This window comes from Acinetobacter sp. HR7 (assembly GCF_000773685.1).
GTDB lineage: Bacteria > Pseudomonadota > Gammaproteobacteria > Pseudomonadales > Moraxellaceae > Acinetobacter > Acinetobacter thermotolerans.
The window spans coordinates 1-8,041 of record NZ_JPQO01000209.1; the positions used below are offsets into that span (position 1 = coordinate 1).

An 8,041-nucleotide genomic window follows, 5' to 3' on the forward strand; every position below is an offset into this window, starting at 1 on the left:
CTGCTAGTCTAGAGCCTAAAAGATTTATTGTACTTAGATTTTTTTACTAGCTAACTGTAATAATCCATCCTCATCTTAGAAAACCGCTCAAGCTGCTTCAAAAAACCTTCGAAATAGTTTTTTTGCTTTTCTTCAATTCTATAACCCGCATATAAGCTACGGCGCAAACCTTGAGGCGAAACACATTCCAAACGTCGTGACGATACCCATCCTTTCTGTTCATACTCACTTACAACCCAATCTGGTAATGCAGCAATTCCTCGACCACTAGCCACTAGCTGGATCAACATTTGGGTTAAGTCAGTAGTTCGAATTTTCTTAGGCATGATGTTCGCCGGAATAAATAAACATGACATGATATCCAAACGATGCTTATCTACTGGATAAGTGATCAAGGTTTCTTCTGCAAGTTCTTGTACTGTAATCTCTTTGGCACGCACCAACGGATGTGTATTAGATAAAACTAGCCGAGATTCATACTCAAAAATTGGAAAATATTCGATTCCCTTCAGGGCTATTGGATCAGCAGTAATCAGCAGATCAAACTCACCTGTTTGCAAAAGCTCATGTGGATTCGCTTCAAAACCAGAAGCAAAATCTAAATCAACATCGGGATATTGACTACGGTACTGATTCAGAAGTGGCATCAACCAGTCAAAACAACTATGACACTCTGAAGAAAAAATAATGCGTCCTGTTTGTCCATGAACAATACGAGTAATATCGCTTTGTGCTATTTGAACTTGAGGCAAGATTTCATCTGCCAACTTCAATAGGCGTAATCCAACATTTGAAAAACTAACCGGACGAGTCTTACGGTTCACAACTTCCACACCAAACCATTGATCCAACTCACGCAGTTGATGCGATACTGCAGACGGCGTTAAACATAAATCACTTGCTGCCGCGACTAAAGAGCCATGTTCACGTATAGCGCTAAGTGTCTTTAAGTGTCGTAATTCAATCATGAAAGATCCAAACCATTGGGAAAAGCCTTATCTGTCAGAGACAGCATACGGTAATGAAACTTAAAGATGTATAAATCTCAACTTTCATTGATTTGAGTGAATCAAATTCACTCAATATGAATACATATTACTTATGCTTATTAAACTGTTTCGACCTCACCAATCTGATGATAAGCACGGTTAAAATAGACCAGGCTTTCCTCTTGTTGACTTTGTTTGATGGCTAATACACGACATAAGAAAATGCTATGTGTGCCAACATTTTTAATCTCTTCTATCTTGCAATCAAAACTTACCAAAGCATCTTCTAAAATCGGAGCACCTGTTTTGAGTGTGGTCCAACTCCCAAGTTTGAAACGGTCTTCAGAATTGAATTTGCTTGATGCAAATGCATTTGAGAGCTGTTCATGCTGTGTGCTGAGTACATTGACTGATAGCACTTTATTTTCAATAAAATGTGCATGAGAACGAGAGGATTGATTCATACAAACCAGTAATGTTGGTGGTGTATCGGTGACACTACATACCGCAGATGCAGTAAAGCCATGCATCCCTGCTGTACCTTGTGTTGTAATAACATTTACAGCAGTCGTCAATAAAGACATTGCATTTCTAAAGTCAGTTGCTTCAATCATCTCTTTGATCTCAAATGTATATAATTGGCGTGGTGCTTCGAATCAAGCAGAAGCGAATGATGGATGAATCTTTCGCCCCTGCTCTCGTCCCCTTTGGTGTCAAGCACAAAGCTCCTGGCGAACAATGGCAGCTCCTGCACTTAACGCTTCAAGCTTGCCACGTGCCACTTGACGAGACAGCGGTGTCATACCACAGTTGGTTGAAGGATACAGCTTGTCTGCATCGACGAACTGAAGTGCCTTGCGTAAAGTATCGGCCACTTCGTCAGGTGTTTCGATCTGATTAGTTGCGACATCAATGGCACCGACCATCACTTTCTTGCCACGAATCAGTTCAATTAAATCCATCGGTACACGTGAGTTTTGGCACTCTAAGGACACAATATCAATCTTGGATTTTTGCAGTTTAGGGAAAGCTTCTTCGTACTGACGCCATTCTGAACCCAAGGTCTTTTTCCAGTCTGTGTTGGCTTTAATACCATAGCCATAGCAAATGTGAACGGCTGTTTCACATTTCAGACCTTCAAGCGCGCGTTCCAGAGTTGCCACCCCCCAGTCATTCACTTCATCAAAGAACACGTTAAATGCTGGTTCATCGAACTGGATGATGTCTACTCCTGCTGCTTCGAGTTCCAGAGCTTCCTGATTCAGAATCTTGGCAAATTCCCAGGCCAGTTTTTCACGGCTCTTATAGTGACCATCGTACAGTGTATCAATCATCGTCATTGGACCAGGTAATGCCCATTTGATCGGTTGATTGGTTTGGCTACGTAAGAATTTGGCATCCTCAACAAAGACAGGCTGTTTACGAGAAACTTCACCTACAACTGATGGTACGCTGGCATCGTAACGGTTACGGATACGAACGGTTTCACGTTTCTCAAAATCCACACCTTCAAGATGTTCAATAAATGTGGTGACAAAGTGCTGACGGGTTTGTTCACCATCGCTGACAATATCAATGCCTGCTTGACGTTGTTCATGTAAAGATAACTTCAGTGCATCACGTTTCGCCTCTAAAAGTTCTTCACCTTCAAGTTTCCACGCAGACCACAGCTTTTCAGGTTCAGCAAGCCAAGATGGTTTCGGTAAGCTGCCTGCTGTTGAGGTAGGAAGTAAAATTGCCATAACTAATCTTCTTTCTTTAAATTCGCAAATCTGTAAATATCTTGAGTTTTTAAGCAGCTTGGTTTTTCTGGGCTGTTTCTACTTTGAAATTGGCAGCCCATTCATCAAGGATGTGTTTATATGGCTTGATGAAGTTTTCTTCAGTCCATTTGCCTTGTTTCACAGCTAACTGACCACGTTCAACTCGGTCATAGACAACACGCGTCAATGAATAATCGCCATAACTCAAGCTTGGTTGATACACCACACCTGCAGGTGAATTGGTATTGTAGATTTCAGGACGATAGATGCGTTGGAAGCTTTCCATGGTGCTAATGGCACTGATCAATTCAAAATCGGTGTAATCACGTAACAAGTCCCCTGCGCAGTAGAATGCGAGTGGCGCGTTCGCACCTTGAGGCTTAAAGTAACGTACGCTTAAACCCATTTTGGCAAAGTAGGCATCAGTACGAGAGTAATCATCATTAGTGTATTCCACACCGAGTACTGGATGTACATTGGCAGTTTGGTAATACGTTTTGGTTGTCGAAACACTTAAGCAGATCACTGGCTGTTTTTTGAATTCAGCTTTAAACACATCAGAATTCACTAAATGTAAATAAAGCTTGCCGTGCAGGTCGCCAAAGTCTTCTGGCATTTCATTAAACTTACAACCTAGTGCTGGTAGTACCACGCTAAAGTCATAATCACGCACATACGATGAGAAACTGTTACCAATCATGCCTTCAATACGTTCACCCGTTTGATGGTCAATGATGGTACTTTTTAGGGTTTCAATAAATGGAAACGTTTGGCCGTTGCCTTCGATATCAATTTCAGCAGAGATAATATCGATTTCAAGTGAATAGCGATCACCTTTTGGATTATCTACCGTTGCCAAGCTATTAAAACGGTTATTGATCATCGCCAAGGTACGACGCAGGTTTTCTTCACGGCTTTCCCCGCGTGCCAAATTGGCAAAGTTCGTAGTCAAACGTGTGCTGTTTGCTGGCTCATAGTTCTCATCAAAACGAATACGTTTAATTGAACATGCAAATTTGTTACTCATGGAGATTCACAACCTTAAATTTTTAAAATAAAAGCAAAATTTCTGAATGGGCTTATTTAAGCGTGAATTTCTAAATGAGTAAAACGATATAAATTCAGTTAAAGTTGAAGGAAATTCACTTTAAGGTATTCTCCAAACGATTTACTAAATATTTTCCTAAATATCGATCTCTACCTGAAAAAACAGAAACCTCCCCAGTCTGGGGAGGTTTTCATGGAATATTTCCAAATTGATTAGAATGTATATTTCAGAGAAAAACGATAACTACGGTCTTCTGCTGGGTGTATATGCTGATCTACAAACCCTTCACGGCTATCTGAAGCTGCATCGCACTCAGGTGTAGAACGTTCATTGGCTAAACAGGACTCATACAGGTATTCAATGTCATTCACTTTACGGTTGAACAAATTCAGCACATCCAGTTTTGCCTCTAGATTTTTAGAAATCTCGTAGCCAGCTTGTAGATTGACCAAAGTTGATGCACTTGATTTCACACTGTTATCTTCAATCAGCGGTCTTGCACCAAAGTAACGCATTCTTAAGCCAATGCTCCATGGTTGTGCAGGTGTGTAAATAATTCCAGCGGATGCAGTTCTATTAATCGCACCAGGAATGTACCTCCCTTCCTCAGCATGGTCTTTATATCGTGCTTTGGATAAGGCCAAATCAACATCTACCATCCAATTGTCATTTGGCTTATAGAAGTTACTCACCTCAATACCTTGACGACGACTCGGACGGCTCGCTTCAGTTGTACCCGCGTCACCCACAAAGAGTAACTCCGAATCTGAATCCAATTGCCACAATGCAATGGTGGTATTTAAATTTGGCAACCACTGTCCACGAACGCCAAGTTCCGCATTTTTCGTTCTTACCAGTGGATCTACGGCATCTATTTGTTCTAGATAACTTTCATCTCGCGGATCTGGATTGATTTTAATGGTCGTCCCACGTGCATCATTGCTATGAAAACCGTAAGCATAATTCACGTAATATTCGGTATTCGCCCATGGACCAAAAACCAAATTCAGTTTTGGACTGAAAATGTGGTCATCTGTATGACCCGAGTTTACTGCTAAATCTGAATCTACATCGAAATTGAAGTAGTCTGTACGCAGACCTGTAATACTCCTGAACCATGGTGTCCATTGCACCTGATTCTCTGCCCAAACACCGACGTTATATTCTTTCACCTGATCTTCACGGATAGTATTAAAACGTTGGCGACCTTGTGTCTGATAGAGGCCTAATCCATCTATATCATCAAAACGTGTAGATGCGCCTATTCGGATAATCACCAACCGATTATCCCAGTGACTGTGCCAATTATGCTGGACAGCTCCACCAAAGATATAACGATCCTCCGCCTGTTCAAACTGATCGCCACGCTCTGCATCCGTAAGATAATAAGTAAAATTAGAGAACAGATTTAATTTGGAATGAATGCCATATAGATTGAACTCTGTTTGTTGATCGTCATGTGTCACCAGCTTTTCAAAGGCAATGGATGTACGGGTGGTCTCTCCACCATCACTTGGATCGAGCGTACCAAAACGTCCAATTAAGCCCTGTTCAACTGCACGCTGAGCCACCTGATCTGTCGAATTCCAGCTGGAATCGTAATGATTGCCTGTTAAGCTCCAGCCATTCTTTTCATCACCATGTGTGTATTTTAATAAATAGTTTTGTTTTTTTAGATTTTGATCTCTATCCCATGGCCCATCATTGCTTAAACCTTCTACGGCACCAAGCAATGTACCGTCTGCAATTTCTGCAGCTTCAGCAGCAATGATACGTTTGTAATCGTGTGAACCTAATGTCATTTGTACAAATGGACGATCAAGTGTGCTGATGGTTTTGAGTTTGACACTACCTGCCGAAGCAAAATCACCATCAGCAGCCTCATTAGAACCTTTATGATAATGCAGGTTTTCAATAAGTTCAGGGATAACAAAATTTATGTCTGTATATCCCTGCCCATGTGCATGGGTCACCATATTTAATGGCATACCATCAACCGAGGTCGCGAAGTCTGTCCCATGATCGAGGTTAAAGCCACGTAAAAAGTATTGATTAGCTTTACCATCACCACTGTGTTGGGTCACGATTAAACCCGGTACAGTTTCTAGAACTTCAGCAGGTCGAAGCATAGGCCGATTTTTGAGTTGTTCTTTAGTGACCGTTCCTTGGGTAGCTGAATATGCAATACCATTTTGGCTTTCAGAATCGGCATGTGCAAAAATGTGAATGGTTTCAAGTTGGGGATAAAGCGTTCCACCAGCAAAAGCAAAATTAAATAAATTCCCAGTGGCAAAAAGTCCGATGGTTAATGCTTTTAATCTCATCTTAATCCCTATAAGTATAATGCGCCCCTTACAAGCAAAACGTATGCCAAATATCTATTTTTATTAATTTTTAAATTTACCTAACGATATATTTTGGGAATAATCTCGAATTTTCCATTGAAGAACTTATCATTCTCTAATTACTTCTATTTATAATTTAACTAAAACTTGGCAACTAATGCCGAACAAATAGCTTTTTTTTCTGGCTCAGGTAACTGATGCGCTAAAAGACCTTCTATAGTAAAAACAGCTATTTTGACTCTCGTTTCCATTTGATCTGCGGAAACACCTATCTGTTGTAATTCCAAACGGAATAACGCTTCTACCATGGTATGAAATCGCTCATGCCACTCTTTCAACTCGGGTGAAAACTTTAATCTGGCATGTACAGTACTCACTAGACGATTCACCAATTGCAGCTGATCCACCACCCAGATCAGGCGTTCAGAAAGCTCCTTTTCGGATTGCATCATGTATTCATTTGCATGCCTGGTTAATTCCGCATTGAGAATACTCACCAGCAGTTCATCTTTATTTTTGAAATACCAATAAATGGTATTCGGCGCAACTTGAGCTTCCACGGCGATACGGCTCATGGATGTCTCATCATACCCTTCAGTCAGAAACAACAAACGTGCAGCATCAATGATCTCTTGTTGTTTTTGTTCTCGATCTTGTACACGTTTATTACGGGCCATTCAGATTTCTCACTCTTCTAGTAATTAAAGTTCTATCGCATAAAACTATCAAAAACAGCATCGTAAATATTTCTTGAATAGTATTCAAGAATATAGTTAAATTTAGTTATCTTGATTGTCATTCAAGATAACGTAAAAGAATAATAATGCACTATGGATTGATCAAAATAAGTTTAATTTTCTGGTGCATTCTTCAATGAAAATGAGATGGAAGGTAGCCATCGAAAAATCTAAGAGCAGGCAAACATATATGTCAGACCGCAAATATCCTGATACCTCACATATCAAGAAATCTGTCCTTGAATCTACATTTTTAACCGATGGCACCCTTTGCTCGGCAACATTACATGTTCCAAACGAGTGTAAAAATCAGAAACTTCCAGCAGTTCTTATGGTGGGTGGTTGGGGAAGTATTCAAGGTGCATTAACCGACTCTTTTATCAATCACTTTGTTGCCCAAGGTTATGCGGTAATGGAGTTCGACTATCCAGGTTGGGGACGTAGTGCTGGCTTACCACGGCAAGATATCAATCCGTGGAAACGCGTAAAAACTGCTCACCAGGCATTAGCACATCTGAAATCCTTATCCCAAGTAGATGCTGACAACATCATTGTTTGGGGGACTTCATTTGGTGGTGGACACGTAGTGGACTTGGCAGCAAAGCATCCTGAATTAAAAGGCGCGATTATCCAGGTTCCTATGCTTGATGGCATCAAAACTGTTCGCTCTGTTCCCCTCCCACAAATGTTTAAATTCTTAGGGTATGGTCTGGCAGACAGAATTAAACCTGGTGAACGCATTTGTATTCCCACTGTTTCTCAACCAGGTCAATTGGGAGCCATGGATCGTGATCAGGCCTGGAATGCCATGGAACTTGCCAAAGAAAAGTTGAATATAGACTATGACAATCGGGTAACTGCACGGTCCTTATTAACCATGGGATTCTATCGCCCATGGAAACGGTTAAAACAGGTCAAAGTTCCTATGCTGATTATTGGAGCGAAACAAGATACTGTCGCACCTTTTGTTCCTGAAAAAATTGAAAAGGTGAAGAATCCTTTCCTGCAAGTTATCGAAATGGAAGCCGATCATTTTGATCCATACTTCGAGCCTTATTTCTCAAAAAATGTCGGATACCAGTTGAATTTTCTTAAGAATTTAAATGGATGAAACCAAAGAAATCTATTTAATGTAAAGCAACCTGAGTTCGATGAAATC

General features: G+C 40.7%; 7 protein-coding genes. 1 reads left to right on the forward strand and 6 read right to left on the reverse strand.

The window, feature by feature from the left end; all coding sequences use genetic code 11:
- Positions 1-50: 50 nt before the first annotated feature.
- The 6 genes from GW12_RS13365 to GW12_RS13390 form a co-directional block, all read right to left on the reverse strand.
- Positions 51-968, reverse strand: coding sequence for a LysR family transcriptional regulator (locus GW12_RS13365; protein ID WP_034588418.1), 918 nt, complete (start codon positions 966-968; stop codon positions 51-53).
- 140 nt (positions 969-1,108) lie between these two features.
- A complete protein-coding gene (locus GW12_RS13370; protein ID WP_034588420.1) occupies positions 1,109-1,603 on the reverse strand; it encodes a flavin reductase in 495 nt (164 codons plus the stop codon).
- 99 nt (positions 1,604-1,702) lie between these two features.
- Positions 1,703-2,731, reverse strand: coding sequence for a methionine synthase (locus GW12_RS13375; RefSeq protein WP_034588422.1), 1,029 nt, complete (start codon positions 2,729-2,731; stop codon positions 1,703-1,705).
- 49 nt (positions 2,732-2,780) lie between these two features.
- Positions 2,781-3,779, reverse strand: a complete 999-nt coding sequence (locus tag GW12_RS13380) for a putative oxygenase MesX (RefSeq protein WP_034588424.1) — start codon at positions 3,777-3,779, stop codon at positions 2,781-2,783.
- A gap of 233 nt (positions 3,780-4,012) precedes the next feature.
- The gene (locus GW12_RS13385) at positions 4,013-6,124 is read right to left on the reverse strand and encodes a TonB-dependent receptor (protein WP_034588426.1); all 2,112 of its coding nucleotides are present in this window, start codon (positions 6,122-6,124) and stop codon (positions 4,013-4,015) included.
- A gap of 161 nt (positions 6,125-6,285) precedes the next feature.
- A complete protein-coding gene (locus GW12_RS13390) occupies positions 6,286-6,822 on the reverse strand; it encodes a TetR/AcrR family transcriptional regulator (protein WP_034588429.1) in 537 nt (178 codons plus the stop codon).
- A 250-nt stretch (positions 6,823-7,072) separates the two neighbouring features.
- Between GW12_RS13390 and GW12_RS13395 the strand changes: the two genes are divergently transcribed.
- Positions 7,073-7,993 carry an alpha/beta hydrolase gene (locus GW12_RS13395; RefSeq protein ID WP_034588431.1) on the forward strand — a complete coding sequence of 307 codons (921 nt, stop codon included), beginning with the start codon at positions 7,073-7,075 and terminating at the stop codon, positions 7,991-7,993.
- Positions 7,994-8,041: the final 48 nt, after the last annotated feature.